The following is a 25,857-nucleotide window of genomic DNA, read 5'->3' as shown; positions in this document are numbered from 1 at the left end:
TGGCGCGGCTCAGCTCGTCTCTTTCGCCGTCGTTAACCTATCTTGCGGCTTGGAGGCCGAGAAAACAAGCGGACCGATCTTCCCATCGGACACCGAACCCGTGTGATCGCTGTCCGACCAGATTCCCAGCGCCGCCAAAGTCAGACGGGAGCGGGAAAAATACTTCGCGTAGTCTTCCCCAAAATTGTGCGTTTCCCAGAGCCATCCGTCCGCAGGTCCTTTCCGTACAACGTGCACGGCCGCGTCGATACGCCCGAACACAAGAGACCGAAAAGACTGGCGGGAGACATTCTCGGCCCGCTCGTCGTCGGCGGTGTCCCAAACGTAACCCAGAATGTTGTAGCCGTTTTCCCGGCGGAAAGCCAAATACACTTGTAACACTTGATCGTTGCGCTCCGCGCGAAATATGCTGCCCCCGGCGGGCAGTTTTTCGGCGCTCCAGTGCCACGACAACCAGGGTAGGGAATGAATATCGGCCGGGCGACTGCGCAAATCCCGATACAAAACTAGGGAACCGGCGACGGTGTGGAAGTGGGCGACCCGGCCCATGCCCGCCGGACCGTCTTCGATGCGAAGGGATGCTTGACCTCTTAGGCCGGACCAGGTGTTCCAGGGATCCGGCCAAACGATGCGCCCGCCACGCTTGGATAGGAGCGATCCGTCGAAGCCGAACCGCAACGCTTCCGGCTCAGCGGCCGTCGCAAGAGGGGTACCGTCCAAGGGAACGCGCGTGGCCGCCAAAGAGAGAAAGAGCAACCATTGGCGACGATTCAGCCCTACCCGACCCAAGGTCGGGCTACCGACTTGTCGTCTCGCGGCTTTTTCCATGCCCGATCCCCTTGCGGACTTCCGCCCGCGCGACCGCGACCTTGTTGCGTCCGTCCTTCGTCACACAGCTAGATTCTACGAGTGGCGACTGGGGGCTGCAACGATTGTCGAGGGCAAGAAGTCACGGTCCCCGCCCCAAGAGGAACTGCGGGCCGGCGGCGGATTCGTTTCAGTCGCTTCGGTTGACGGTGAGACCGGCCGCGACGGCGGGAAGATGAGGATGAAAGCGCCTCCGTTCGCTGTTCGGTCACCGGTTCCCATCGTCTCCCAAAAGGGTTTTCGTCGCCTCGACGATGGCCGCCGCGGCGGTCCGTACGTCTTCCTCCGTGTTGAATCGGCCGAGTCCGATGCGGATCGAGGCCCTTGCTTCCTGTTCCGACAGGCCCAGCGCCAGCAGGACGTGGCTTGGCTTCGCCGTCGCCGAACTGCAAGCGGAACCGCTGCTCATGGCCAGATGAGGAAGATGGAGGAGCAGGGTCTCTCCCTCCAGGCGTCGAAACCGGACGTTCAGATTTCCCGGCAGGCGCAAATCCGATCGCTCCAGGGCCGGTCCGTTGAGGGCGATTTCGTCACCCAGCCCGCCCTTCAAAAGTCGAAATAGCAGATCACGCAGCGAGCGGAGCCTATGGGATTCGGCCTCGCGTTCGCAGCAACACAGTTCGAGGGCCGCGGCGAATCCCACGATGCCGGGGACGTTCAGCGTCCCGCTCCGCAGACCGCGTTCATGTCCGCCGCCGAGGATCAACGGCGCTACGCGGAGCGGAGGCCTCCGCTTGGCGACGAAAATTGCTCCAATACCCTTCGGGCCGTAGAGTTTGTGGGCCGAAAAGCTCATGAGATCGATGCCGAGCTCGGCCACGTCCAACGGGATTTTGCCCACCGCCTGCGTCGCGTCGGTGTGCAGAATGATTCCCTTGTCGCGGCAGATTTCGGCGATTTGTTGAAGCGGTTGAATCACGCCGATTTCGTTATTGGCCAATCCCACCGAGGCGAAGACCGTATCCGGACGGACGGCTTGGAGAAAGGCCTCGGGCGTGATTCTGCCGCCCTCCTCCGAATCAACCGGAGCCGGCGGCAGGATGGTGACGTCGAATCCCAGGGATCGCGCGGCCTCGATAGGCTCCAGCACGGACGTGTGTTCAATCGCCGTGGTGATGATGTGGCCCGGCCGATTCAAACGCCGCAAAGACCCCAGGATGGCGAGATTGTTGCTCTCCGTGGCCCCGCTGGTAAAGTAGATCGTCTGGGGGGATGCCCCCAAACAACGGGCGAGGCGCTCGCGAGCATCATCGACCGCTTGGCGAGCCTGTCGACCGGGGAGGTGCGTCGTGGAAGCCGGGTTTCCGTATATTTCGTCGAAATAGGGCAACATGGCTGCGACCACGCGCGGATCGCAGCGAGTGGTGGCATGATTGTCCAGGTAAATGGGGGGCGAAACGTTCATTGGGGCAAGCGCGAGGGGCGGATCGTTCACGGCGGCTTGGCGGGGACGCCCGCCGCACCGCAGGCGCCCATTCAAAACAGATGCCCGAGCGCTAGTTGCGACCAGCTTTCGAAGTCATCCCAATTGTTTCGCAATTCGTGCGGCGAGGCAAATCCGCAGTTCAAAATGTCAGCTTCGCGAGCCAGGACCCTGGGTTCTTCGAGCCGAGCCAAGCAGACGACCCCCAGGTGTACCCGACCCACGTCGGTCTCGTCGTCGTTGATCAGACCGACCGGAGTCAACGTGAACGGAGTATCCAGGGTTACCTCTTCGAAAAGCTCTCGTCGCAATCCTTCCTCGAAGGCGGCGTCCATCGTTGCGCTCGCGTCGATCTGCGCGATGTGGCCGCCGATGCCGATGCTCCGCTTGAGATGCAGTCGCGATTCGCCCTGCCCTTGGCCGCGCGTGTAGTGGAATACCCGAACCGAGATGCCGTCGCCGTGCGTCAAAACGACGTAGGGAATCAGTTGCTTGAAGCTCGGATCGTGCTCTACTTCGCCTCGCGGGCGGAAAGCAAGATGACGGGGCTGGAACAACAGCGGGACATAGCGTTCTACGTCGCGCGAGAAACCTTGGAAATGTCCCGCGTCGCGGAACACTGCCGTGGGAATGACCAAGACGCATTCTTCCGAAATCGGGCCCACGTTCAAACTCCTTGGGTGGCATGCCTTTTGTCCCATCGCGTGACGGCACCGAACCGCCGCTTTCTTCGGCGGCAAGGATTCCAACCGATACTCCGTCCCGAAGGGCTAGATGATGAGCATGGCATCACCGTAACTGTAAAAACGATATTCTTCGCGTACGGCCTCCTCGTACGCCCGGCGGATCAGATCATCCCCCCCGAAGGTCCGTACCAGCACCAGCAAGGTCGTTTTGGGTAGGTGGAAATTGGTCATCATGGCGGAGATGGCGCGGAAGCGATAGGGCGGTTTGATGAAGAGATCGGTCTCTCCGGAAAAAGGCCGCAATTCGCCTTCCTCCGCGGCCGTCTCCAAGAGACGCACGACGGTGGTGCCGACCGCGATGATCCGACGTCCCTGGGACTGAGCTTCGCGGAGGCGAGCCGCCGTAGCGGCCGTCACCCTCCCCCACTCGCCGTGCATCCGGTGCTGCTCGATCCGTTCGCGTTTGATGGGCTGAAACGTTCCCAACCCGACGTGCAGGGTCACGTATTCGATCGCGATGCCTTTGCGGTGAATCTCGTCCAGCAGCTTCTTGGTGAAGTGCAGACCGGCGGTGGGAGCGGCGACGGCGCCGGGCACCCGCGCGAAGACGGTCTGATAGTGCTGCCGATCCGTTTCGATCATTTCTCCGTCCCGAATGTACGGCGGGAGCGGCACGCGACCGACGCGATCTAGCACCGACAAGGCATCCTCGTCCGAGTCTGGAATCACCAACCATTCGCCGGAACCCGCTTCCAGTCTGGCCACAAGCCGCAACAGGATATCCTCTTCCCCCTGGGCGTTGATCAGGCGGATGGTTTCGCCGGGCTGTGGTTTTCCCCGGGTATGAGCCAGCACGCGCCATATCCCCGTGCCGTCGGATTCGAGAAACAGGCCCTCCCAACGCCCTCGGGTTTCCGTGCGGTAACCTACCAGCCGTGCGGGGATGACCCGGGTATCATTCAGCACTACGACGTCGCTTTTGTCCAGCAACTCCGGCAGATCACGGACGTGATGGTGTTCCACTTCTCCCGTCTGCCGACGAACCAACATCAATCGGGCGTCGGCGCGATTGGGAAGTGGATTCTGCGCGATAAGATGTTTAGGCAGCGGGTAATCGTAGTCCGAGAGATTGGTCATGCAGGTCCGTCCATGGGACTTTGTGCCAAGCGAAGCGTCGCGAAGCGGATCGGCGCCGCCGAGAAGTTCCCCGGTCTAATGTGCCCCCCCGACGTCTGAATGCGAACTTTGGGAGCGTGCCCTTGATTCGTCGCGCATCCGTTCCGCGCATTACTTCAAAACCCGATTCTACGACCGGCCCGCGCCGACGTCCATGAGTGTGCTCGGATATGCCCGTGATGAAGATGGCGCAGGGAGCCGCGGATGACAACCGGGTGAGGCTCCACAGGGGCCGGGGGGGCGAATCTCGGCTGCGACGAGTCCTCCCCCCGAGACTGTGCGGCGTCTGCAAAGAACGAGGCTTGGTAACATGGGTCGCGCGGTGACGGCACGAAATACGGCATAATAGATGGATGCATCGGCTGCTTGAGACCACCGGTGGGAGCCGGCATCGCATTACGAAGTCCTTGGAAGCGTGGAATGGGACGTGCTCCGATTCGTGTCATGCTGGGAATTACGGATCTCGACGTCGGCGGCGCCGAGAAGTGCCTGTCGGAAGTGGCGTGCCGCGTCGATCCCGCGCGTTTTCAGCTATCGGTGGTCTCGCTGGCGCCGCGACCGCGAAGGGACGATCGATTGGTCCGGAGGATCGCGGACCGCGGTATTCCCATCCTTTTCCTCGATTGCCGAACACCCCGCGACTTGCCCAAGGCCTTGATCCATTTTTCGAAATGGATTCGGTATCAGCAGCCGGACGTCCTTCAGACGTTCTTGTTCCATGCGAATCTCTTGGGTCGCATTGCCGGTCGATTGGCGGGGGTGCCGGCCGTGGCGTCCGCCATCCGAGTGGCGGAGCGATTCGCCGAATGGCACCTCTGGCTCGACGCGTTGACGTCGGGCTGGGTGGACCGCTATGTGTGCGTAAGTAACTCCGTGGCCCAGTTTTCAGTAAATCGAGGGCTGCTCTCGCCGAACAAGATCATCGTGATTCCCAATGGGATCGACGTGGACTTGGATTGCGGACGAGGGCGGATCGCCCGGTCTCCGGACAACGCGCTTGATGGAAAATCGGGAAACGTGCCCGAAACAGCGCGGCGGGTGACGTTTGTGGGCCGATTGGTGCCGCAAAAAGGGATCGACGTGCTGTTAGAGAGCGCTGCGACGTGGCTGCCGTTGTTTCCCGACACGATGCTTCAAATCGTGGGCGATGGACCGCAGAAACCGCAGCTCGCGGACCTGGCGACTCGTCTGGGAATCCATCGTCGCGTTGTATGGCAGGGATATCGCCCGGATGTGACGGCCATCTTGCAGATGACAGAACTTTTCGTGTTACCGTCGCGTTGGGAGGGGATGCCGAACGCCCTTTTGGAGGCGATGGCGGCAGGTTGCCCTGTCGTGGCAAGTGACGTGGAAGGTGTGGCGGAAATACTGGGCGAGCAATCTCGCGAGCAATTGGTGCCGCCGGGAGACGCCGCGGCCCTGAGTCGTGCCATCGTGCGTATGCTCTCAAATCCCAGGCATGCAGCCGAGTTGGGTGACCGCAATCGTCGGCACGTCGTGACGCATTTCAGTTGGGATCGCGTGACAAACCTCTACGAATCCCTTTGGGAAGAGCTCTTACGGATCACAGGATAGATCTTTGGTGGGGGGGTAGAGACTCATTCCGTAGGGGTATTCTGTTTCGAATAACTCCGCCGCCGGATCGCCTATCTTATACAGATTGCTTGCTTGAGCGGTCGGAGGGGCTGCATGACGCTGCCGCCGACTCCGTTACACCCCCAAGAATCTCGATTTACGGCTTTTCTTGATGACGGTTCTAACCACCGGAGGGAGACTTCCGTCTCGCGGAAAAAACGGAAGTCGATTCGCCCCGGAATGCTGTCTTGACGGAATGTCGAAAGGGGATATCTTGGAATGCCGGTGGGGATTTGTGGAGAAAAGTGGGTGAACCGTGGCGGTACTGACTGGTCGATTCCTGCGGTCTTTGGACGCCAAGTTTCGGCTTGCCCTGCCCAAGCCGCACCGGGATGCCCTAGGTTGTCAGCCCGGGAACACGGTCTTCGTAACTTTAGGTTTGGATGGTTGCTTGGCCGTCTACGGTGCGGATGCGTTTCACGGATTCGCGGCGAGAGTAAGGCATGCGTCGCCGACCCAGGCCGATGTGCGGGCGTTTACCCGGCTCTTCTTCTTGCTCAGCGAGGAATGCGAGATTGATCGCCAAGGCCGAATTCGGCTGCCTGCGGCCTTGTTGGACGAGGTTGGAGTGGAATCCGAAGTCGTTGTGATCGGCGCCATGGACCACCTTGAGATTTGGGGAAAAGAACGCTGGGAGCAGTATTGGCAGCGGAATCGGGCAGAGTACGAACGCGTGGCCGAAGCCGCGCTGCGGTCCGACGATTCGGTTTAGCGATGCACGGGATCTGCGAGAAGGTAATGAATCGCTAACTCTTGATGGGGGATTGATAGTATTCTTGAGATGGGATCCATGGCTGGAATCGTTTGACTGCGCCGTCCCAAGTTGCAAAGATGGTTATTGGCCCGACGATGGGAAGGGAGTAGTTGCTCACGGAGAAGACCGTCTTTCAAAACCTGCCGCTTTGGGCGAAACCGGGATAAAGATTCCGGCATCTCCAAAGGGTGATAACTCATGTACATGGTGCGACGTCCGTCCGTGCATGTCGCCTTGCGTGTGGATGCGAACGTCGATTAGCGGCCACCGATCGACGTTCCTTGCCGGTTGCCACGTACCGGTGCAATCCTCACCGACGGATCACAGGAAGTGGTCTCAGGCGGCACGCGAACCCCAACGGCGCATGGGTGCGCGGGGTTCAGAGACCCGCCCTCGTATGAACAACAGGATGTGTTCGAGGGTGGGTCTTTTTTTATGTTCCGCGCGATTGCCATTGCCATAAGGTCGGCCGGTGCTGCCGGGTCGCAAGTCAGTATCTTACCAGGGTCGTTCGCAAAACTCAGAAGGGATCCATGGAAAACGATGGTTCCGGCCCGGGCCCCGACGAAAGGACTTGCCACGTCCCGGTGATGTTACGGGAAGTCCTGACTTGGTTGGCCCCGCAGCCGGGTCAGACCATTGTGGATGGGACGCTGGGCGGCGGCGGACACACGGAGTCGATCTTGCGCGCCGTCCTGCCGGGTGGAAAAGTTCTGGCGCTGGATCGGGATCCGAGCGCGGTCGCGCGGGCGAAGGGCCGCTTTGCCGGCTTCCCGGTTCATCTTGTGCAGGCGAACTTTCGCGACCTGCCGGAAGTGCTCGACGAGCTGGGGTGGGAGTGCGTCGACGGCGTCGTTTTGGATTTGGGGCTCTCCAGCGATCAACTTGCAGATCGTGCAAGGGGATTTAGCTTTTCCTCGGACGGTCCTTTGGATATGCGTTTCGATCCGGGCGAGGGGGAGCCGGCTTGGCGTATTGTGAACCGTCTGAGCGAGCGGGCGCTGGCCGAGTTGATTCACAAGTTCGGAGAAGAACGCTTTGCGCGCCGCATTGCCCGCGCGATCGCGGAGGAACGCCGCTTTCGCCAAATCAAGACGGCAAGAGAGTTGACGCAAATCATCCATCGCGTGGTACCTCGCTCGCGGTTTGGGGGCATCGATTCCGCTACGCGAACGTTTCAGGCATTGCGGATCGCCGTGAACCAGGAGTTGGACGCGCTGGAGTCGGCCTTGAGACGGATTCCCGAAGTCTTGCGTCCCGGCGGGCGAATCGTGGTGATTAGTTTCCACTCGCTCGAAGATCGCATCGTCAAAGAGACGTTTCGCGACGATCCACGCTATTCCGCTCTTACCAAGAAACCCGTCACCCCGAGTGAAGATGAAATGACCGTCAATCCCCGCAGTCGTAGCGCGAAACTCCGAGCTGCGACGCGAACATAGCGCGCCTGGGGCCTCCTTCGGCGCATGGAGAGAGGCGTGTACAGCGAACGCCGGTCCGGCGAAACGCGAGTGGCGCCTGTCGCGGGGGCCATAGTGACGCCGCGGTGGCAATGCTCAGGCGGCACAATACCTCGTTTGAAAGCACGGGCGGCGGAGATCAAATCCCGCGCCCCCGCGCCGGCAGTCGGCGGGGTGGAATGTTCGTATTGACGAAATGGGGCCGGATCGCGACACTGACTGCGTTCGGTTGCGGGGCCGCTCCTGCGGTTGCCGCGACGAGAATCGGCGCGTGGGATACCGCTTTGATGGGCGGCAGAGAAAGTCAGGGAGGATGAGATGAGACGAGTAGCGGCGGGTCGGACGGTCTGCGGCTTGTTTCTGCTTGGCTGCTGGGTTTTCTTTGCGGGCTGCGGTGGTACTCAAAACGCGGGAAAACCATCCGCAGAGTCGGCGCGGAAAGCTAACGCCGTTCCGTCTGCGGAGAAAACCACAGATGCCATCACCGACAACACCGCCGACCCGGTGGCTGCCACGAAAGTCTTCTTGGAAGCCGTGAGGACCGGGGATGACGAGAAAGTGGTGTCCATGTTTACCCAATTGGCCCGGCAGCAGGCGGGCGAATTGAATCGCCAATTCGCGCCGGTGGGCAGCGATACGGCAAGCTACCGAGTCTCGGACAAGGTGGAGTTCTTGGCGGAGGACGGGGCCCGCGTGATGAGCACCTGGACGGATATCGGGGCGGACGGCAAACCGCGCTCCGACGACATCATGTGGATGCTGCGCAAAGAGGACGGCGGTTGGCGCATTGCCGGCATGGCCGCGGTGATTTTTCCCGGCGAGCCTCCCCTCTTGCTGGACTTTGAAAACATGAAAGAGACTTTGCGCAAGGTCGAATTGTTGGGGGAGGAACTGGAACGTCGGCAAAGCGGTGAAACCGCTGCGGAGCAAGGAACGACGGTGCCCCAGGGGGAGGCGGCATCGCGGGATGACGTTGCCCGTGACGCGCCGTCGCAACCGCAAGACCAAGACATTCAGTATACCCCCGCCGCGGCTTTGCCCGACCGAGTGCCGACGGCTCCGACCATGCAGAAATAGCCCCTCAGCAGCTCGCGTCCGTCGCCGGTGATCCCGTCATGGGCGGACTTTCTCTCTCGCTGAAGTCCGCCGGCGCCACGATCTCCTGATGCCCCTCGTTGCACGCTTGGCTTGCGGCGGGGGGTATCGGCTTTTATCATGGCGGCAAAGCGTCGGAGGGACGGGGTATCGCTGAAGCGGAGTGACGGAAGGGACCATTCATGAACGGGCTGAATCGGCGCGATTGGCTGCGAGCGATCGGAGCACTGGGAGCGATGGGGGGAATGGGCGTGTTTCCCGCTGCCCGTTCCGAAAGTCCGTCGGCGGCACCCGTCGGCGAGTCATCGGGCTTTACCAGCAGCGTGATCGATCCTCGAAAGGTGCAAGATACGCGATTCACAGCCCGGTTCGTCGGCGGTCGCGTAATCCAACCTCAACGGGAGCTGGAGTTGCTCTCGCGATGCCAAGTCTTGGTGGTCGGCGGTGGACCGGCGGGGGTCTCTGCCGCAATCGCCGCTCGGCGAGCCGGTGCCGACGTGACCCTCGTGGAGCGCTACGGACATTTCGGCGGCCTTTGGACGGGCGGCTTGGTGTTATTGGTGTTGGGGCATATCGTCTCCGGCGGCAGGCAAGTCTGCATGGGGATCGGGGAAGAGATGATGCAGCGGTTGGAAAAGCTTCCCGGCGGGATCATCGATCGTCAACCGGGCCGCAACCCGACCGTCGACGCCGAGGCCCTCAAGTACGTGATGGTGGAAATGATCGAAGAGGCGGGAGTGGAGGTCTTCTTGCACGCTTGGGGCGTGGACGCCATCTTGGAGGAAAAGACTGTTCGCGGCGCGGTTTTCGAGAGCAAGTCCGGCCGGCAAGCGATCCTGGCCGACGTCGTGATTGACGCCACCGGCGATGGAGACATCTTCGCCGCCGCGGGAGCGGAGTTCGAGCACCGCTCGCACAATGTCGGCTTGGTATCGCGGGTGGGAAACTTGGATCGCGTCGATCTTTCTCGAACGAAAGAATCCGAAAGGCCGAAGCGGTTGGGGAGTCCCACTCCGGTCGCCGGGGTGAATTGGATCAATCTGATCGGCCCCGAAGTGGACGGGCTGGATGTTCGGACGCTGACCCGTATGGAGTTGTCGCATCGAAAGTTCATTTGGCAAAACATTCAGCGGGCGAGGCGGACACCCGGCTACGAGTCGATCTATTTGATGGAAACGGCCCCTCAGTTGGGCGTTCGCATCACTCGCGTGCTGAACGGAATGGCGACCGTGCGGTACGAGGATTTGCGATCCGGTCGGCGGTTCGACGATGTCGTGGCGGTCGGCGGATCGAGCAACGGCCGGCACGGTGAATGGCAAGTGCCGTACGGGGCGCTGGTGCCGAAAGGCGTTGAGAACGTACTGGCGGCCGGCCGTTGCATCAGCGCCGAAATGCAGATGGCGGATTTGGTCCGCCTGATTCCGAACTGTTTTGCCACCGGCCATGCGGCGGGAGTAGCGGCGGCGGTCGCGGTCCGGGAACGCTGTCCGGTTCGGGCCGTGCCGGTCCCCACGGTCCAAAAGATATTGCGAGAGCAGGGCGCGTATCTTGGTTGATCCGCAGTCTCAAGAGCATTGCGACTTGCGGGCAGAGGCAGCCGCGGGCGCAAGAGACGGCTTTTCGGCGGAAGCGGGCCGTGCGTCCGGACGTGAGCGCGAGGTTATCCGTTGGACCGTGCGGTTAGTCTTGCTGGCCGTGGTGGTCTGGATTCTCTTGAGTGACCTCACGCGCGATACCCTGCTGGCCGCGATCCCGGCAGGCTTTAGTCCATACTTGGCCGTTCTTGCCATGGTGGCCGGCGGCACGCTGACGGTATTCGGATTCGCGGCCTTGTCGGCGGTGGCAGTGTCCGCTTTTCGGTTGCGATGGTTCTGCCGCTGGGTTTGCCCGCTTGGCACCTGCAACGAGATCTCAAGCCGGGTGGGCAGACGCGTCGGGCTGCAAGCCCCCGCCTTTCCTCGATTCGGCCGATTTTTCGTGTTCCTGGCCCTCGGCGGTGCCCTCTTGGGCAGTCCGATCTTGCTTTGGCTGGATCCACTTGCCTTGTTCAGCGGGCTGGGGCATCGTTCCCCGGTGGGGCCCGCTCAGTGGGCAGTCGGGATTTCGGGCATCGCGGTCGCCGTGGCGATCAGCTTCGTTTTGCCGGGGCTGTGGTGCAACCGAATCTGCCCGCTGGGAGGACTGCAGGAAATACTCTTCGCCGGCCGCCGCGGGCTGAATGTCTGCGTGGCCCGGCGGTGCGCAAAGCCCGTCCCGGCTGATTCGTCGGTACCCGGTCCGGCGAACCGGGCGGCATCGCCCACCGAAGCTACGATCGTCGGTCGGCGAGCTGCCTTGGCATTGGCGGGTGGATTTGTTTGGGCCTGGCTGTCGCCCCGCATCGGAACCGCCGAACCTCAGCCGTTGCGGCCGCCCGGCGCTTTTCCCGACGATCGCAAGTTCCTCTCGCTTTGCGTGCGATGCGGCAATTGCGTACGGGTGTGTCCCACCGGCATCGTGCGACCGCAATTGTTTTCCGGACCGCTTACGACTTGGCTTGTCCCACATCTGACGTTTTCGAACGATTTCTGCCTGCCCACGTGCAACCGCTGCGGCGATGTCTGTCCCACGGGCGCATTGACCCCGTTTTCATTGGAACAAAAGCAGGCGACCGTAATCGGAAAGGCCGTACTGGAGAGTGACCTATGCCTCCTCAGCGAAGATCGCGAGTGCGGCGTCTGCCGGAGTCACTGTCCGTACCAGGCGATTCGCCTGGAATTCAACGAGGAAACCTATTCGGTGCTGCCCGTCGTGGACCTCGAACGCTGTCCCGGTTGCGGAGCCTGCGAGGCGATTTGTCCCACCGCCCCACGCAAGGCGATTCGCGTAGTACGTTGTTGAGCAAGGGTGCGACCCGGGAGGATGGATGCCCTCGTCGTCCCCTGCCCTGCTCCAAGTCGGATTTGGGAAGGGCTAAGAAGTTACGTTCAGCCCAAAAGCCCTTCGAGGGGCCCGGTGCTGTCGGCGAATTTGTTCTCCGCTATTCCGGCCAAGTTGAGGAGCGCCAAATAGAGGTTCGCCAACGGAGTCTCTTTGGGGTAGACCTGGTGTCTGGCTCCGCGATGGCCCCCGCCTTTGCCCATTAACAGAATCGGCAAATCGTCGTGATTGTGTCGATTGCCGTCGCTGATGCCGCTGCCGTACACGATCAGGCAGTGGTCGAGCAGGCGGCCGCCGCCTTCTTCGGTCGCGTGGAGTTTGTCGAGGAAATACCGAACGTGTTCAACGTGGAACGTGTCGATCTTTTCGAGCAGATCAAGCTTGGCCGGGTTTCTCTCATGGTGCGAGAGGCTGTGATGTCCTTCCGCGGCACCGACCTCGGGGTAACTGCGATTACTGCCCTCGTTGGCGAACATGCAGGTGATCACGCGAGTGGAGTCCGTTTGCAGGGCGAGAACCATCATGTCCATCAACAGTTTCAGGCGCTCGCTGAAAGCGCGGCGGCTGACTTCGGGCGGGGGCTCCAAACCTGCGGCGAAAAGCCGATTCTCTTTCTCCACACGCTCCAAGCGTTGCTCGACTTGACGGACGGCGTAAAAGTATTCGTCCAGCTTCCTCCGATCTCCGGGGCCAAGCTCTCGGCGGAGGGATGCAGCGTCGTCGGCCAGAAAGTCCAGAATGCTCTTCCGTTGCGCGAGCAGGCGCTGTTCTCCCGCCTCTCGGCTCCGGGCATCCCCGAAAAGTCGATTGAAGATAGCCCGAGGGTTGGTCTCCTTGGCCAGCGGTGAGGTGGGAGACCGCCAGGACAGAGTGGAAGAATAAACGCAACTGTAACCGGAGTCGCAGGCGCCGGCTTGGGCGCTCGGATCGACGCCCAACTCGAGGGACGGGAACCGCGTTTCCTTGCCCAAGCTTTCGGCGGCCACTTGATCCACCGAAACGCCGTTATGGATATCGGCGCCGCCCGTTTTCTTGGGATGCGCGCCTGTCAAGAACGCCGCCGCGGCTCGAGCGTGATCACCCGGTCCGTCGCCCAGCGGCCGTGCCCCGTTCAGCGTCAGCTCGCTCAACACCGTCACGTATTCACGATACGGTTCCAGCGGCTTGAGGATGGAGGGCAACTCCGTAAGCGTCCCCTCCTGTTTGGGCCGCCACGCCTGCATACGAACACCGTTCGGCACGTATAGGAACAGCATTCGCAGGGGATCGGATTGGGGAGCCGCCATGGCAGGCCGAGCCATGGCGTTTAACCACGGCAACGCCGCCGCGGTTCCCAGCCCTCGTAACACCGTACGACGCGAAATGCGGTGACCCGTCATCTTTACCTCCCCTGAGAATGGTCAAGGTTCTTCGGAGTTGTCACGCTCAGTCTCACCATGGCCGGATCGGTCGGGTACGCCTCACCGGCCGAAGATCGATTACCAGGCTCCCGAGTATTGAACCTCACCGGCCCGACGAGGCCGCTCAGTCGGTTGACTCGGCCGACGGTCCGCCGGTAACAGTCTTTTGGAAGGCATCGCTCTCCACGATCGCTACGATCACGTCTTGAATGCCGGTCTTCTCGGGATCCAATGACGCGACAAACTGCCGAATCCAGCAATGGTCCGAGTCCGTCGGTCCCCTGCCCAAAGCGTAAATCATCAGTTTCTCCGTCAAGCACGAGAGGAACTCCGCGCCCGACGTGCTCGCGAGCACTCGTTTGAGATCGTCGGCATCTCGAAAGCTCCTGCCGTCGGGAAGCTCTCCGGAGGCATCGATGGGTAAACCGCCCTCTTGATCCCGTCGCCTCCCCACGGCGTCGAAGTGCTCCAAGGCGAAGCCGAGCGGATCCATGACCTGGTGGCAAACCGCGCAGTTGGGGTCTTGCCGATGCTTTTCCGTCCGCTCTCGCAGCGTACCCGTTACGTTGGGTTCCGTGTCGTCTGGAAGCAGCGGGACGCCCGGAGGAGGATCGGCCGGAGGTGTGCCGAGGATCGTCTCCATGATCCACTTGCCGCGTTTGACCGGGGACGTTCTGGTGGGTACGGAGGTGACGGCCAGCACGCCGGCAAGCGTGATGACGCCTCCACGATGGGAATCCTTCAACGAGACGCGTCGGAATGTCTCGTCGAAATCCCCCGGCAGGCCGTAGTGTTCGGCAAGCCGGCGGTTGACGAATGTGAAATCAGCATCCAGCAAACGGATGGCGGGCAGACGCTCGCGGAGGATCGTCTCGAACAGGAGGCCGGCCTCCCTCCGCATCGCCGACTTGAGCGAGTCGTCCACCCCTGGGAAGCGCGTAGGATCGGGCTGGAAATGATCCAGATTGCGAAGTTGCAGCCATTGTTCCGCGAAATCATAAGAGAATGAGCGGGCCTTAGGGTCCGCGAGCATGCGATCGATTTGTTGACGCAAGTTCGCCCGCAGCCTGTTTTGCCCCGCCAATTCCATCAATTCCCGATCCGGTATGCTGTTCCAAAGAAAGTAGGAAAGCCTCGCTGCCAGCTCAAAGTCGTTCAAGGGGCGTACCGTACCAGCGGGCATGCCCGCCGGATCCGGCTCTAGGCGAAAGAGGAAATGCGGCGAGCTGAGAATGGCGACGATGCCGGTTCTGTAGGTACCATCGGATGTTCCCAATTCTTTCTCGGCCTGTACTACCAGCCGGTTCAACCTTGCCTTTTCGTCCGGACGCACGGGCCGGCGGTAGGCGCGGCTCATCAGATCAGCCAAGAGGTCGGTTAAGGCATCACCGTTCAAGGTGCCGTTTTTCACGGCCTCGGGCAGGGGGCAATCGGCGGCTGCCTTTTCCGCCGCGCCCAGGAACTTCTCGAAGAGCAGCGGCGGCATGGATAGGACGTCGCCCACGCTGTCGAACCCGTAGCCGACGTCATCCGGCGGCAAAAGGTCGACGTCCAACTCCACCCCAATCAAGTCCCGTACCGAGTTGACGTATTGCAGACGATTGAGCCTCCTCGCCGTGACACGCGCCGGCTGCTGCGGACCGGAGCAGAGGGCGGCCTCGATCGTCTCCGCCAACCACCGGGCAACCTGATCGCGTTCTTCCGGAGCGGGTCGCGGCATCTCCGGCGGAGGCATTCCGCCGGTCGCGATCATGGTTTGCACGCGTCGCCAGCGACGAGGGTCACGAACGATATCATCTTGCGAGACCGCAGCCGCCAGGTCGTAGCCCGCCTCGGCGCCTTCCCCGGAGTGGCAGTCGTAGCAATGTCGCTCGAAAAACGGTTGGACGACTTCGACAAAAGCGGCAGGTGATGGCGCATCCTTGGCCTCCCTTCGCACCGAATCGGCTTGGATCAAAGCCGCCGACGGCAATTGTTCGTCCGCCGTCGTTGCGGCGGCTATGGAGACGGCGAAGACGCACGCCGTTGCCCATGCGGTTGCGGCAGGTGATCGGAGGCTCGCGAAAGTTGGGGACTTAAGTTCGTGGTTCAAAGGGCTTTTGGTCCGACGATTCCCCATGATGGCTACCTGACTCGAAAGTTACGGGGTTAGGTTAGTCGTCGCCAAAGCTCATCGATCGCCGATTCTCGGAGGCGGATTCCCGCGTGAAGCGGCGGAGAATTCAGTATTCGGTGGGAACGTCGCGGCCGCGACCAATCGGCTTATCGGATGGTTGGATTTGTGATATTTAGGTCTGTGCATCCTGTGCGAAAAGATTGTAGGCCCATCCATAGCATGGGACAAGTACTGGATTCGGTTCACTCGTATCACCCACAATGGGGGGCGCACAGCGGGATGGGACATCATCGACGCCGGCAGAGCTTGCCCTGGTGGCATTCAAGGGCCGATATGGGGGCGGCGAGCGGTTGCCAAGTACTCTTCAGCCAGCAAAATTAACTCACCCAAGATGACGCACGTAGCACCCCATATCTGATGACTCTGAAACGAAAAGCAGGGTGATTCATAGGTCTCACCGCGATGGGTTCGCGGCTGCGAACTGAAATTCCGCCGATCCATGAGATGCGCCAACGGAATCTCCAAGAGGCCTTCTACCTCGTGAGTGTTGATCGAGAAGTCCGGGGTTTGAAAGGCAACACCCAGCCAAGGATGGATGCGGTAACCGCTGGAATGCACGTGGATGGGGGTCAGCGGACCGAGTAGCTCCACTTGGTCGGGGCCGGCTCCCAGTTCCTCTTGATATTCGCGAATCGCCCCGACCGCCGGCGGCTCATTCGGAAGAAGTGTTCCGCCGGGTAATCCGATTTGCCCGGCGTGAGTGGGCATCGTCATGGGGCGAACGACGCAAGGAATGTGCCAAGTTCCTCTCTTCGGATAGAGCAAAAGCAGAACGGCGGCGAGTTTAGGGTCGCTCAACGGTTCCGCATAGTTTCTACCCTGAACGGGACGCGGGCTGAAGCGGCCTTCGGGGGTAAAACCCGGCAGAGGCGACTTCAGTCGCGTACGCAACCACTGAATGAAGCCCAGGCCGTCGATCGCGTTGGGCGAGGACTCTTGCGACATCACGTTGGTGATCTGCTTTTGAAAGCTTGGTTTGTCGGTCGGGTTCTCTACGGCTGAATCATGTTCGCGGGCATGGGAACGGCCCCGCGAACGGAGCGTTCAGGCGGGCGAGTCCGCTTGGCTTGGTACACCACCCACGGATTTCCAGGCTCGGCAAAGACCTGTTCCAGGTCCAAGGCGGGTTTCCAGGTTGTCACGATGTAATCCGCCTCATATTTCTCGGCCAATTCCAGGAGGCGTTTTTCTCGCAGCTCGGCGAGCGTTCGAGACCACCGTTTGCCCAGCACGGGATCATCTAGAACATGGATGTCAAGGAGCTTATTCCACCATTGCACGATCGATTGGGCGTCCTGCGGGATTTCTTTCCAGGTGACGACCTCGCTGCGACCCGTGTACCACTTGAAGCTGCCGTTACGTCGGGGCGTGAGGAAGCGTGCGTCGGGCGGCGTGTTTTCGGCGATCCAATGGCAGGCTCGGCGCCAGCCGCGATAGTTGCGGAGCAATTGAGGATCGGTGACTGATTCTCGCCAGGTGGTCGCCCTCCATTCCGCGCGGGGAACGATGGGAACGGAGCGAACGACAACATACCCGACCAGATGCGTCCCGGCCGCTGCTATCGCCAAATACACCAAGCCGCGACGCACCCGGGTTGCTTGGACAGCGGCTTCGGAAAAAATGGATTGTGCGAGTAGGCCGACTCCAAGGGCGGTGCCGAGGGGGATCGCGGCGTCGGCCAGCCGGAACCAGTAATATCGCAGAAGGGCGGCGCTCCATACCGGTCGGATTTGGACCGTCGCCCCCAGCACCATGCCGATCCCTGCGATCAGTAAGGCGGCCAGCACGAAGTTGCGGACTCTCAGCCATCGGTCGTCCGCGGATACTTGACGGCATAGGTAGAGAAAAACCCCACTTAGCAGGGCGAACCGAGTGATGTTCCAGATGCCGAAGCAGCCGGGCACAAGGTGATGGCAGAGCCGGTGAAACACATAAATGCGGTGAGCTTGCGACTCCACATGCGGCGACGCCCCCGACGCCAACATGAGAGAGGGGAGGATACCGGGCAGAGCGATCACCACGGCGGCCGCCATATAGGGGATCATACTCCGCAGACTTGATCGATTGGAGTTCGAGGTCGGCCACGCGATGGCCGCGGCAATCATAGCCCAACCGCCCACCAAAACGTGGAATGCGGTGGCGATGCCGAGTAGGATCCAAGCCCGCCGGTAGCATCCGTTCGCGAGTGCGGCAAGAGCGAAAAACAAAGCGGCATAGGCGATGCCCTTGGCTTCCGCTCCACCGATCACCCACTCTCCCGCCATGTGCAAATGATCGTTGGCCGCTGCAAACAGAGCGGCTGTCCACACAGCGAAAAGACCCCCGCGGGACAGAATGCCGTGGTGCAATCGGCGCCATCCCTCGGCGAGGAGTGCCCAAGTTCCCAGCCGGATCGTCCATGCCATGGCGGTTGGAGGAAGAATCAGGGCCAACCAGCCCGCGGAAAAGTAGAAGACCCAGTGGGCGTCGCGACTGGCGAAAAAGTCGTCGCGCGGACCGAAATCGGGATTCCAGAAGTGGATCGCCTTGCCCACGTAGTAGGGTTCGTTAACGTCGGGTACGGGCCAGGCACCTTGGAAAAAAATACGCAGAAAATGAGAAACCATTCCAGGACGGGCGAAGTGAGCCGGGCGTCCATCCGACGAACAAGAGTCAAGACGGCCGAAGTCCCGGCACGCGCCGGCGCGAAGGCGGTTGGGGAGCGAACCGGGGTGCTCGCGGCGAAAAGACCGTGCGCGCCGGCTGCTAAAGTTTTGGGATCGCTCATGGCCACCACACGACGCAAGCGACGAAAGCTCGAAATCCAGCCGCGGAAACGGACGCTTTCAAAAGGGCGAACCATCATTGTAGCACGACCGTAGGCAGATCGAGTATTTTCATTTCCTCATCGTCCGTCGCTGTTTGGGACGTCGCGAACGCGATCTTGTGTCGCCCGCACGGTGCCCCGATAATCGAGTGTTGTGCATCATCGTTTTGGGGGGGACTTCTACAAAAGGAGATCGGATTCATGCAAGGCAATCCCGAATTGTTGAAACAGTTGGACGAGTTGTTGGCCGAGGAGTTGACGGCCATCATGCAGTACATGGTCCACTCCGAAATGTGCGACGACTGGGGCTACGAACGGCTCCATAAGTCGGTCGAGCGTCGAGCCATTCAGGAGATGAAGCATGCCGAGAGCCTGATCGGGCGCATCATCTTTCTCGGCGGAACGCCCACCGTGTCCAAACTCAACGCGGTCCATATCGGGCCGGACATCCCGCAGCAATTCCAATTCGACCTGAACGCGGAATTGGACGCCGTCAAGCTGTATAACGAGGCCATCCATTTGGCGGACAAGGTGGGAGATGCGGTGACCCGGCAGCTCTTGGAGTCCATCCTGAAGGACGAAGACGCCCACGTGGATTGGTTGGAGGAACAGCTCGACCAGATTCAGCAAATGGGCGCCGCGGTGTATTTGAGCACCCAGGCCAAAGAATGAGAATGATCGGGTTCGGCCGCCGCTGTTCGGATTGCTGCTCCATCCGATCGTCGCCTGCCTACAATGTAAAGGGATCTTCTGGCAGGCACGAAGTTACGGTGAGCGGTCGATGCGGCCTCGATCCAGGTCCGGCGGTAGGTTCCGAATACCGAAGAATCGAGGTTCCTCGCGTTTGGGCTTTTGCGGGCACGTCCGGGGCTCCGCCGTGCCGTCGCTGAATCTACGAGACTTGAGCCGCAAGTGACCGTGGAAAAGGCTTTTTCGCGGAAACTTTTCCCTTGGGTGACGGCGTTGGTTGCCAAATTGGCCTACCCTTGGACGAGGAAGGAGCACGTGGTGGCCCGTCCCTTGACTGCCGCACAAGTCATGACTTCGGCACTAATCGCCGTGATCACACTCGCCGCGGTTTCGGCGGGGATGGTATCCCGGGCTGAGACCCCGGCCGACCGATCGTCCGCCTACCAGGCGCTTGCCGCCTTTAATCGCGGTTGCGCGCTGTTGGAAAAGTACGAGTATTCCGCGGCGGCTGAGACCTTTCGCCAAGTCCTTCAATCGCAGCCGAATTGGTTCGCCGCGAAATTCAACCTGGCCTTGGCGTACCTGAATATGCAGGAGGAATCCGGCGGAACGGATGCCTTGAATCGAGCTCGCGACTTGCTGCAACAGCTCGTGGCGGAGAGGCCGGACTCCCTGCATGCATGGTATGGGCTGGGGTTGTACTACGAACACGTCGGTGAGCACGAAAAGTCGCTGGAATGTTTTTCGCGGGTTCATCGCGAAGACCCCGACGACGCCCACGCGGCTTTCAAAACCGCCGAATCCTTGATCGTCTTGGGCCGCAACGACGAGGCCGTTTCGCTGTTGGAGCAAGCTACGACCCGGGATCCGGGATTCGTGTCCGCCGTGTATCGGCTGGCCATGCTTTATCAACGCGGCGGGCAGCGAGACAAGGCCGCCCCCTTGTTCGAGCGATTTCGAGCCTTGAATAACGCGGAGTTGGCCGGCGGCAGCTTCACGGTCCGCAAGATCTACGGCTCTGCCGGAAAGTACTATCTGGCCTTGGGGCCGGACGATTTACCCCTCCCTCACGCCGAGCAGCAGGCCGTTCGGCCCTTCACCTTCTCTCCGGAGGTTGTCGCTTTACCGGTGGAAATTCGGTCCTGGGAGTGGGAAAACGTTCGCGTTCGCACGGGCGGGGCCGTGTTGGGAGATTGGGACGGCGACGGTGATATCGACTTGATCGTCTACGGTGTGGGCGAAAACGCCGCAGCGCAGATCCTTAGGAACGACGGCTCCGGCGGTTTCCAAGCCGCAGCGACTCTTTCGGATCATGTAGTGTCGGTCGCGGCGGGAGACGTGGACAATGACGGCGATCTAGATCTATGGCTGGGCCGCGCAGGGAAAGACGAGCTTTGGGAAAATGATGGTACCGGACAATTCACGCGGATGGAATCCCTGTCGTCGAGCCTGCCGGAGGGAACATTTACCGCCGCGGTACGGATGATCGACGTGGATTGCGACGGCGACCTGGACCTCCTTGCGTGTTGTCTGCCGACGGCCGCCGATCGCGGCGTCGTGCGGCTATGGCGCAATAACCGAGACGGTACCTATCGGGAGGCCGCCGACGAGCTGGGGTTTAACGCCGCGGGAAAAGCGTCGGTCAATTTCGTTTGGTCCGACATCGACGGCGACCGCGATCCCGATGCCGTGCTGTTGCCCGCCCAGGGTGCGCCCGTCCTTTGGGTGAATGATCGCGTCGGGAAGTACCGTCTCTTCGACGCCGAACGGACGGGCCTGCGGGTTTCCGGTTGTGTGGCTGCCACCTCGGGAGACTTCGACAATGACGGCCGCATCGACCTGTTGGTGATGACCGGGACCGAGAACCGGTTGTTTCGCAATGTGGGAGACTTGCGGTTCGAGGAAGTCCCCGAATTCACCGCGGTGCCGGGGGCGCGAGGCGGAACGACGGCCCAATTCGCGGACCTTGATAACGACGGCGATTTGGACCTGGTAATCGGCGACGCGCTGCGCACCGACGGGAGTCGTGGACCGGTGGCCCTCATCAACGATTTGCCTCGCCGACGTTGGCTCAATTGTGAGAAATTGGATGGCGGTTTTTTGTTCGCGGCGTTGAATTCTTCCGGAAACGCTCCGTGTTTGGCTGCCGATCCCGACGTCGACGGCAGGCTGGACGTGCTTCTCTTGCCGCTGGACGGCGCACCCAAATGGTTGAAGAACGTTACGCCGGGCGGGCATTGGGTGCAATTCGACCTCGCGGGGACTCGCTACCGCGACCAGAAATCGCGCTCCAACGAATCCGCCATCGGTGCTCGTGTCGAAATCAAATCGGGCACGATCACGGCTCAGCAGGTGGTCGGAACCGTCAACGGTCCGTCGACCGCGGGGCCGCTACGCTTGCATTTCGGCTTGGGAGATAACACCGAGGTCCAATGGCTTCGCATCACCTGGCCCGACGGTGTGCTGCAAGCGGAAGTCGGTTTGCCGGCCGATCAAGTCCACAAGGTGGCCGAAATCCCGCGCAAGACCTCATCCTGTCCCCATCTTTTTGCTTGGGACGGCGAGAAGTTCGCCTTCATCAGCGATTTCGGGGGCATGGGCGGCTTGGGATATCTTGTTTCCCCCGGCGTCTATGCCGCACCCGACCCGACGGAAATCGTCCCAATTCCGGGGCTTCGTGAGAAGGATGGTCGGTATCAAATCAGAATCGTGGAGCCTTTGGAGGAGGTCGTCTATCTGGACGAAATCAAGCTGGTGGCGGTCGATCACCCTGCCGAGGCGATGGTTCTGCCGCACGAAATGATGGCAGTGAACCTGTCACCGCCGCCGTTCGAAGTTTTCGTGATTCGCGAGCAAGATCGGCTGGATCCCGTCGCAGCCCGAAATCATCTCGATGAAGACGTGTTGAAGGCCCTGATGAAAGTCGATCGCGTGTATGCGGGAGCGACTGAATTGGACCCGCGCTTTTGCGGCGTCGCTTTGCCCCACGGCATCGAGCTGGATTTCGGGACGGAATTGGGAAATTGGATCGCCGGGCAACGGCGAGTCGTTCTGGTCGCGAACGGCTGGGTCGAGTACGGCTATTCGCAGACGAATTATGCCGCGGCCCAGGCGGGGGTGCGGCTGGAGGCCCCCAGCATCGACGTTTTTCGCGATGGCCGGTGGGTGGAGATCCTTCGCGAAGCAGCCTACCCTGCCGGTATCAATCACTGGATGACCGTCGATTTGACGCAACTTTTGCGCCCCGGTGATCGTCGATTTCGAATTCGCTCCAATATGGAACTGTACTGGGATCGGGTCTTTTTGGCCGCGGTGGAAGTCATATCGCCGAATCGCGTTCACGAGTTAGCGGCGTCGCGCGCGGAATTGCGATATCTGGGCTTCCCCCGCGAGTATTCACCCGACGGAAAAGGCCCGAACCTGCTGGATTACGCCAACATCGACTACACGCTGTCGTGGAAATCGCTGCCTGGGGCGTTTACACGATTCGGCGACGTTCGCGAGCTGATCGAAAATCCGGATGATGCCTTCGTGATCCTGGGACCGGGCGAAGAGGTGGCGGTGGAATTCCAGGCCGATGCGATCCCCGATCCGCCTCCCGGTTACGTTCGCTCCTGGCTTCTCAAGACGGACAGCTATTGTAAAGACATGGACCTGTACACGGCCGCCGGCGAAACGGTGGCCCCCCTGCCCTTCCACGGCATGTCTCGTTATCCGTATCCCCCGGAGGAGACCTACCCGGAGACGCCGGCCACGCGCCGCGCGCAGGAGATCTTTAACACCAGGCGAATCGGTTCGCCGGCCGTGACCGTTGATCGATGAGCCGGGCAAGAAGACCGCTGCGGTGCTCCCCGCCGCGAGGGTGCCGCGGTGTCCGATCGCGTATCTCCATGGCCCCGATCACTGGGAGGCGTCCGACGCGATCGGTCGCACCGCTCCACCCCGGATAACACCCAATTCGGCCGGCCGACGATTGGCGCCGAGGTCGTCCCACTCGATGCGGCCGGTGATGCCGGCGTACGGAGAGAGACGGCGAAGGGCTTGGGCGATACTCGCGCGATCGACGATCGCTTGTTGCGGCGAGGAGGCGCGGATGGCGGCACGAAACAGGAGGCAGGCCGCGTCGTAGGTCGCGGCGGCGGCATAGTCGCCTGTTCGGTCGAATCGGCTCTGGAAACGGGTGAACCAATCTTCCAGCCTGTCGGACGGTTCGACAACAAGGGGACACACAATCCCATCGGCGGCGCCGGCGGCGGTTTCCAGGAAGGCACGCCGCCCTCCCCGGGCGTCCGTTACCAAGGCACCGGAATAGCCGGCTTCGCGGAGCGCAAGCACCGCACGAGCCGCCGTGACCGGATTCGCGGTGATCAGGACGCATTCGGGATTCGCCGTCACGACTTTGCCGGCGATTAAGGCGAGCGATTGCGATTCCTCCCTGCCGGCTCCTTGAACCGTCCACAAGCCCGTCAGAGCGATACGCTCCGCCGGAAGGTGCGGCCGCAATTCTCCCCAGAAACCCCGCGAATCGTGGTCCGGACCGCTGATCACCGCGAGAGAGCGTGCCGAGGCGGCCAAGTATCGCGCCAGTTTCGGAGCGATGAGGTGGTCTCCCGGCAGGACGTTGAAGGTCCACGGCACGTTGGCAAGATTGACGCTCTTCGCGGTGGATACGGAGGAAAGAAGCGGGACATGGGCCTTTGCGATGAGCGTCTCGGCCAGGTGCGTGCTTTCGCCGTCGATACTGCCGATGACAGCCAACGCCTGCCGTCGAAAAATCAGATCGGTCAAGACCTCGGTCCCGCCGGTCCACGGTGACTGGGACCAAGCCGGCAGTAATTTCAGGGTACGGCCGTCGAGGCATTCCCCCGCGATGTCCTCTCGTGCCAATTCAGCAGCAAGCCACAGCGAAGTGTCGGCGTCCTTTTCGGTCTCGAACGGCCCGAAATACCCGACAACAATTCCGTCCTGGGCGGCGGCGAACGACGATCGCAAATCAGGAGCCGTGAGGGTTTCCGCGTGACGGAAGTCCCGGTGAGGCGGAGCATCGGCACGCGGCGCCGTTTCCTCCCGTGCGTCGCTTGGAAGCGACCCCAGCGCCCATACGCAGGCGGCCAAGAAAAAGACCGGCGAGCGGCAAAGCACGGGCCTATGCCGTCGCCGATGGTGCAAGTTCCACATGCGGGTTCACCGCGATTCAAGGCTGTTGCAACTGAGTCAAATCGCTCGGAACCGTCCGGAGATGGTCGGTGTATTTCTCGATTTCACCGGAAGGAATATTCAACTCTTCGCGGGAATAGTATCGCCATCGGCGGCCTTCTCGGATCGCCAGGAATACTTCTTCGCGTCCGTCCAAAGCGGCGGTGAATTGAATCTTGCCGACGACGCCGTGCCAAGGCTCGGTACGATAAGCCAAGACATCTCGTATTTTGGCGCGGTTCAGCCCGGCGAGCTGGATCGCCCAGATGAGCATCCGGGTGCCGTCGTAGGCGTGCGCAGCATAGGTATCGGGTTCGACGCCGAATCGCTGCGTGAATCGCTCGCGGAATGCTTTGAGCAGCGGATCGTCTCGCTCGGGATTCCAGGGCGATGCGCAGACCACGCCCTCTGCGTTGTTTCCGGCGATCTCGGCGAACTCGGGTCCGAGACAGCGATCGCACGCGAAGAACGGCTGCTTCATTCCCATCTCGCGCATCTGATTCAGAACTCGGGCGCCGTCCTCGGCGTCGCCCCAATGCACCACGGCCTCGACGCCGGCGTCTTTCAAGCGTTGCAGTTCCAAAGCGAAGTCGGCTTGACCCACGAAATAAGCCATTTCCAGAGGCACCGGCTTGCCGAGGCGACGGCTGCCGTCACGCAACTCGCGAACGCCGAATCGGCCGTAGCGATTGCTGGCTCGGATGATTCCCAATTTGTGGATACCGATCTTGCGGTAGATGTAATCAACGAGCAGGTAGCATTGCCTGCGGTCGTCGGAAATCACGCGAAACACCCAGGGAATGTTGGTTTCGATGAACGTCGGATCGGTGTCGCCGGTATTCATCATGGGAATCTCGGCCTTCAGCGCGACGCGAATGGCGATGTGGCTGTTCGCCCCGTCGATCGTACCCAGGATCGCCCAAACCTGATCCTTGTAGGCAAGATTGATGATCTCGTTTCCCGAGGAGCCCCAAAGTCCGTTGTCGTTACGGACGACCAGTTCGAAGGGGATTCCGCGACGGCGATACCCGCCCTCTTCGTTGGCTTCTTCCACGGCCAGTTGGGTTCCCCGCAGCATCATTTGGCCGAGGTTTTCTTCGTGGCTTCTTCCACCCGTGGCGACGGAGACGGTCGGCTCGATCGGACCGAGGAAACCGATCTTGACCGAGTCGACGTGCTCCGGTTCGGGAATCCCGCGACCGGGTCCGGTGTATTCCATCTGGACCAAAAAGTGTCGTTTGAAAGGCGCCACGTAGCCGAACGGTTCCAAATCGCGCGGAGTGTGCCCGTAATTCTGATCGATTTTGAGCGGCAGTTTTGGAGCACGATAGGGATCGCTAATCGCGTGAACGGCCTCAAGGACGGGTTTCATGCTGGGTTCGACGGGAACGCCGAAGTCCGCTTTCGTCGTTGCGCCGGCGGCGGGCGGGTCCTCGCCCAGAGCCGGCGCTTGGCGGCTACATAGATATCCCACGAGGATTAGCACGGCAATCAAAGATGTCCGGTTTCGCATGGATCACCTCCGAGTTACGAAGATTTTGCCCGATTCGGCACTTGCGGTTCTGGAACGGATGTCG

Annotated in this window: 18 protein-coding genes; 8 read left to right on the top strand and 10 right to left on the bottom strand. The window is 61.2% G+C overall.

All coding sequences use genetic code 11. From position 1 onward, the window contains the following. Positions 1-9 precede the first annotated feature (9 nt). The 4 genes from ACZ5B4_RS06920 to queA form a co-directional block, all read right to left on the bottom strand. The gene (locus ACZ5B4_RS06920) at positions 10-828 is read right to left on the bottom strand and encodes a DUF3047 domain-containing protein (RefSeq protein ID WP_464913700.1); all 819 of its coding nucleotides are present in this window, start codon (positions 826-828) and stop codon (positions 10-12) included. Positions 829-1,075: 247 nt separating this feature from the next. Further along, positions 1,076-2,272: a cysteine desulfurase family protein gene (locus ACZ5B4_RS06915; RefSeq protein ID WP_464913699.1), complete on the bottom strand. Its 1,197-nt coding sequence runs from the start codon at positions 2,270-2,272 to the stop codon at positions 1,076-1,078. Positions 2,273-2,343: 71 nt separating this feature from the next. Beyond that, positions 2,344-2,955, bottom strand: coding sequence for a phosphoesterase (locus ACZ5B4_RS06910; RefSeq protein WP_464913698.1), 612 nt, complete (start codon positions 2,953-2,955; stop codon positions 2,344-2,346). 105 nt (positions 2,956-3,060) lie between these two features. Continuing rightward, a complete protein-coding gene (gene queA / locus ACZ5B4_RS06905; protein ID WP_464913697.1) occupies positions 3,061-4,113 on the bottom strand; it encodes a tRNA preQ1(34) S-adenosylmethionine ribosyltransferase-isomerase QueA in 1,053 nt (350 codons plus the stop codon). Between the two features lie 459 nt (positions 4,114-4,572). On the opposite strand from queA, the gene ACZ5B4_RS06900 reads away from it, so the two are divergent. The 6 genes from ACZ5B4_RS06900 to ACZ5B4_RS06875 all read left to right on the top strand — a co-directional run bounded on the left by ACZ5B4_RS06900 (position 4,573) and on the right by ACZ5B4_RS06875 (position 11,973). Next, positions 4,573-5,727 (top strand): glycosyltransferase, encoded by a 1,155-nt coding sequence (locus tag ACZ5B4_RS06900; protein WP_464913696.1) that lies wholly within the window; start codon positions 4,573-4,575, stop codon positions 5,725-5,727. 316 nt (positions 5,728-6,043) lie between these two features. Then, the gene (mraZ, locus tag ACZ5B4_RS06895) at positions 6,044-6,499 is read left to right on the top strand and encodes a division/cell wall cluster transcriptional repressor MraZ (RefSeq protein ID WP_464913695.1); all 456 of its coding nucleotides are present in this window, start codon (positions 6,044-6,046) and stop codon (positions 6,497-6,499) included. Between the two features lie 575 nt (positions 6,500-7,074). Further along, positions 7,075-7,980 (top strand): 16S rRNA (cytosine(1402)-N(4))-methyltransferase RsmH, encoded by a 906-nt coding sequence (gene rsmH / locus ACZ5B4_RS06890; RefSeq protein ID WP_464913694.1) that lies wholly within the window; start codon positions 7,075-7,077, stop codon positions 7,978-7,980. Positions 7,981-8,565: 585 nt separating this feature from the next. After that, positions 8,566-9,075 carry a hypothetical protein gene (locus tag ACZ5B4_RS06885; protein WP_464913693.1) on the top strand — a complete coding sequence of 170 codons (510 nt, stop codon included), beginning with the start codon at positions 8,566-8,568 and terminating at the stop codon, positions 9,073-9,075. 200 nt (positions 9,076-9,275) lie between these two features. Next, positions 9,276-10,649 (top strand): FAD-dependent oxidoreductase, encoded by a 1,374-nt coding sequence (locus ACZ5B4_RS06880; RefSeq protein WP_464913692.1) that lies wholly within the window; start codon positions 9,276-9,278, stop codon positions 10,647-10,649. Between the two features lie 118 nt (positions 10,650-10,767). Beyond that, positions 10,768-11,973: a 4Fe-4S binding protein gene (locus ACZ5B4_RS06875; protein WP_464913691.1), complete on the top strand. Its 1,206-nt coding sequence runs from the start codon at positions 10,768-10,770 to the stop codon at positions 11,971-11,973. 86 nt (positions 11,974-12,059) lie between these two features. Here the strand turns inward: ACZ5B4_RS06875 and ACZ5B4_RS06870 are convergent, their stop codons facing one another. The 4 genes from ACZ5B4_RS06870 to ACZ5B4_RS06855 form a co-directional block, all read right to left on the bottom strand. Next, positions 12,060-13,391, bottom strand: a complete 1,332-nt coding sequence (locus ACZ5B4_RS06870) for a DUF1552 domain-containing protein (protein WP_464913690.1) — start codon at positions 13,389-13,391, stop codon at positions 12,060-12,062. A 145-nt stretch (positions 13,392-13,536) separates the two neighbouring features. Further along, complete coding sequence (locus ACZ5B4_RS06865) at positions 13,537-15,504, bottom strand: DUF1592 domain-containing protein (protein ID WP_464913689.1); 1,968 nt, start codon at positions 15,502-15,504, stop codon at positions 13,537-13,539. Between the two features lie 345 nt (positions 15,505-15,849). Then, positions 15,850-16,533, bottom strand: a complete 684-nt coding sequence (locus tag ACZ5B4_RS06860) for an NUDIX hydrolase (protein WP_464914003.1) — start codon at positions 16,531-16,533, stop codon at positions 15,850-15,852. Positions 16,534-16,580: 47 nt separating this feature from the next. Continuing rightward, complete coding sequence (locus tag ACZ5B4_RS06855) at positions 16,581-18,122, bottom strand: DUF6798 domain-containing protein (protein WP_464913688.1); 1,542 nt, start codon at positions 18,120-18,122, stop codon at positions 16,581-16,583. A 473-nt stretch (positions 18,123-18,595) separates the two neighbouring features. On the opposite strand from ACZ5B4_RS06855, the gene bfr reads away from it, so the two are divergent. Both bfr and ACZ5B4_RS06845 read left to right on the top strand, forming a co-directional pair. After that, positions 18,596-19,066, top strand: coding sequence for a bacterioferritin (bfr, locus tag ACZ5B4_RS06850; RefSeq protein ID WP_464913687.1), 471 nt, complete (start codon positions 18,596-18,598; stop codon positions 19,064-19,066). Positions 19,067-19,399: 333 nt separating this feature from the next. Beyond that, positions 19,400-22,906, top strand: a complete 3,507-nt coding sequence (locus ACZ5B4_RS06845) for a CRTAC1 family protein (RefSeq protein ID WP_464913686.1) — start codon at positions 19,400-19,402, stop codon at positions 22,904-22,906. A gap of 78 nt (positions 22,907-22,984) precedes the next feature. On the opposite strand, the gene ACZ5B4_RS06840 is transcribed toward ACZ5B4_RS06845, so the two are convergent. Both ACZ5B4_RS06840 and ACZ5B4_RS06835 read right to left on the bottom strand, forming a co-directional pair. Further along, positions 22,985-24,262 carry an ABC transporter substrate-binding protein gene (locus tag ACZ5B4_RS06840; RefSeq protein ID WP_464913685.1) on the bottom strand — a complete coding sequence of 426 codons (1,278 nt, stop codon included), beginning with the start codon at positions 24,260-24,262 and terminating at the stop codon, positions 22,985-22,987. A gap of 16 nt (positions 24,263-24,278) precedes the next feature. After that, on the bottom strand, positions 24,279-25,793 hold the full coding sequence (locus ACZ5B4_RS06835; RefSeq protein ID WP_464913684.1) for an ABC transporter substrate-binding protein: 1,515 nt from the start codon (positions 25,791-25,793) through the stop codon (positions 24,279-24,281). Positions 25,794-25,857: the final 64 nt, after the last annotated feature.

This window comes from Thermogutta hypogea, from assembly GCF_055386265.1.
This window is presented reverse-complemented; position numbering and strand designations above follow the sequence as displayed.

Bases quoted from the DNA above. Each gene is read 5' to 3' on its own strand.
- ACZ5B4_RS06920 (WP_464913700.1), bottom strand. From the start codon at position 828: ATGGAAAAAGCCGCGAGACGACAAGTCGGTAGCCCGACCTTGGGTCGG.
- ACZ5B4_RS06915 (WP_464913699.1), bottom strand. From the start codon at position 2,272: ATGAACGTTTCGCCCCCCATTTACCTGGACAATCATGCCACCACTCGC.
- queA (WP_464913697.1), bottom strand. From the start codon at position 4,113: ATGACCAATCTCTCGGACTACGATTACCCGCTGCCTAAACATCTTATC.
- ACZ5B4_RS06900 (WP_464913696.1), top strand. From the start codon at position 4,573: ATGGGACGTGCTCCGATTCGTGTCATGCTGGGAATTACGGATCTCGAC.
- rsmH (WP_464913694.1), top strand. From the start codon at position 7,075: ATGGAAAACGATGGTTCCGGCCCGGGCCCCGACGAAAGGACTTGCCAC.
- ACZ5B4_RS06885 (WP_464913693.1), top strand. From the start codon at position 8,566: ATGTTTACCCAATTGGCCCGGCAGCAGGCGGGCGAATTGAATCGCCAA.
- ACZ5B4_RS06880 (WP_464913692.1), top strand. From the start codon at position 9,276: ATGAACGGGCTGAATCGGCGCGATTGGCTGCGAGCGATCGGAGCACTG.
- ACZ5B4_RS06870 (WP_464913690.1), bottom strand. From the start codon at position 13,391: ATGACGGGTCACCGCATTTCGCGTCGTACGGTGTTACGAGGGCTGGGA.
- ACZ5B4_RS06860 (WP_464914003.1), bottom strand. From the start codon at position 16,533: ATGTCGCAAGAGTCCTCGCCCAACGCGATCGACGGCCTGGGCTTCATT.
- bfr (WP_464913687.1), top strand. From the start codon at position 18,596: ATGCAAGGCAATCCCGAATTGTTGAAACAGTTGGACGAGTTGTTGGCC.
- ACZ5B4_RS06840 (WP_464913685.1), bottom strand. From the start codon at position 24,262: ATGTGGAACTTGCACCATCGGCGACGGCATAGGCCCGTGCTTTGCCGC.
- ACZ5B4_RS06835 (WP_464913684.1), bottom strand. From the start codon at position 25,793: ATGCGAAACCGGACATCTTTGATTGCCGTGCTAATCCTCGTGGGATAT.